Raw genomic sequence first — 2,622 nt, forward strand, 5'->3', positions numbered from 1 at the left:
TCGAACCCTGCTGCTTCATGCTTGCAATCGTCATGCGTTCTTCAGGCTGCAGTTGTTGGTAACTTCTTTTTTGCATTGGCACACCTTACACGAGCAAGGTGTTGCACTTCAAATTTGATCGCGCCCTGGAACAAGGAGGCCGTATGTCCTGGATTGCTCAAACCCTTCGGCAATATCCGGAAATTGCTGTTTTTCTCTCGCTTGGTATTGGTTACTGGGTCGGCGGCAAAAGCTACAAAGGGTTCGGCCTCGGCGCCGTGACCGCTACGTTGCTGGCCGCCATCGCAATTGGCCAGCTCGGCATCACCATCTCGGCCAACGTCAAATCGGTCTTCTTCCTGATGTTCCTGTTCGCCGTTGGTTACGGGGTAGGGCCACAGTTTGTTCGAGGCATCGCCAAAGACGGTTTACCGCAGGCACTCTTCTCGGTCATTCAGTGCGTTCTTTGCCTCGTCGTCCCCGTTGCAGCAGCCAAAATCGCCGGCTACGACCTCGGGTCCGCAGCGGGACTATTCGCCGGTTCGCAGACCATCTCGGCGTCGATGGGACTCGCCACTGATGCGATCAATCGTCTCGGTCTTCCGCCCGATGAGACGAAAACTCTGCTGAACGCCATGCCCACGGCGTACGCCGTCACCTACATCTTCGGCACGATCGGCTCGGCAGTCATTCTGGGGATATTGGGTCCGATTCTTATGCGCATCGATCTTGTCGCCGCCTGCAAAGAGTACGAGGCCCGATTGAGCGGCGGAAAAGAACTCGGAGGTGCGGGACAGGCATGGCACAAGTTCGAGCTTCGCGCCTATCGGATCGCGCCGGGAGCACCCATCGTCGGCATGACGGTCGCTGCCGCGGAAGCCAACGCTCCGGACGGTGCGCGGCTTTTTATTCAGCGAATCCGCCGGGGCGGCGCGATTCTCGAGGCGACGCTCGACATGGAGCTGAAGGCAGACGATATCGCGGCGGTGGGTGGCCGGCGTGAACTGCTCGTTTCACTGATCGCCGAACGCGCCGCCGAAGTGGACGACCCGGAATTGCTCGCGGTTCCGGTCGAAGGGGTCGACGTGTACATCACGTCCAAAGAGGTCGAAGGAAAGACGTTGCAAGAGCTTGCTCATTTGCCGGGCGCTCGCGGCGTCTACCTGCGCAAAATCAGGCGAGGCCCGACGGAGACGCAAATTTCTATTCTGCCGAACACGACACTGCATCGCGGCGACACGATAACGATCGTTGGCCGTACGCAGGATACGACGGCGGCAGCGAAAACCTTAGGCGTTCTCGACCGCCCGACGAGCGTGGCTGACATCGCCTTCGTGAGCCTTGCCATTACGCTGGGCGCGCTGATTGGATCAATCGTGATTCGGGCCGGAACCATACCTTTGACGCTCTCGACATCGGGCGGCGCGCTTATTGCGGGCATTGGGTTCGGCTGGTATCGAGCCATTCACGACGTTCGGCCGGATTCCCGAGCCAACGGTCTGGTTCATGAATTCCGTCGGGCTCAACGTGTTCATTGGGGTCATCGGTATCACGGCCGGCCCCGGGTTTGTCAGAGGCTTGCAACAGCTTGGCGTGAGTCTTTTTCTATGGGGCATCTTGAGCACAACCGTTCCGTTGATTCTTGGCATGGACATCGCGAAGTACCTGTTCAAATTCGACCCGGCCATTCTGCTCGGCATCTGCGCCGGCGCGCGAACGACCACCGCGGCGCTCGGGATGATTTGCGACGCCGCGAAGAGCCAGGTTCCAGGTCTCGGGTACACCGCAACCTATGCAGTAGGCAACACACTTTTGACGATATGGGGCATGGTCGTTGTGATGATTCTTTCCTAGCCGCCGCTCGTCGTTTATCGATCGATACGCTCGTGGAGGTGTTCGATGTCCAAGTCGCACAAGCAGCATGACGGAGGTAAAGGAGAGGCGGCAGCACTCGCTTCGCTCAGCCCGTTCGAACTCAAGGACGAACTCATCAAGGCAGCCGGCGGCGGTGCCGTCGAGCGGCCGGCGAATGCTTCGATGCTCAACGCGGGGAGGGGAAACCCGAACTTTCTCGCCACCATTCCGCGACACGGCTTCTGGCAACTGGGTCTGTTCGCGATGCGTGAATCCGAGCGCTCATTCGCCTACATGCCCGAAGGAGTCGGCGGATTTCCGAAACGCGACGGGCTCACGGAACGGTTCGAATTGTTTCTTCGTGAGAACAGGGGGGTCGCTGGAATCGACTTTTTAGCCAGTGCCGTTTCGTATGTCCGGGACCAACTGGGGCTGCCCGCCGGGGACTTCCTGTACGAGATGTGCGAAGGCATTCTGGCGTCGAACTACCCCGTGCCCGACCGCATGTTGAAACTGTCGGAAGTCATCGTCGGCCATTACCTGCGTCGCGAGATGATCGGAAAGCATCCGTTCATTGGCGAGTTCGACATCTATGCCGTCGAGGGCGGGACGGCAGCGATGACGTATATCTTCAATACGATGAAGCAGAATCACCTCATCAAGGTATCCGTCAGCGCATCCCGTCTTGAACGCACGTACACGCGGTGCGAAGGTGTAGCCATCGTAACGACGGAGCAATGCGATGGAGAACACCGCGGGAGAGACTGTATCGACGGGCACGCGGCGGCC

Annotated in this window: 2 pseudogenes; both read left to right on the top strand. The window is 59.0% G+C overall.

The window, feature by feature from the left end:
- Positions 1–143: 143 nt before the first annotated feature.
- Positions 144–1,833 (top strand): annotated as a pseudogene (aspT, locus tag F6X42_RS42190) (aspartate-alanine antiporter).
- A gap of 45 nt (positions 1,834–1,878) precedes the next feature.
- Positions 1,879–2,622, top strand: a pseudogene (locus tag F6X42_RS42195) (hypothetical protein); the annotation flags it as partial.

It is taken from the genome of Paraburkholderia podalyriae, from assembly GCF_014397785.1.
In the GTDB taxonomy this organism is placed as follows: domain Bacteria; phylum Pseudomonadota; class Gammaproteobacteria; order Burkholderiales; family Burkholderiaceae; genus Paraburkholderia; species Paraburkholderia podalyriae.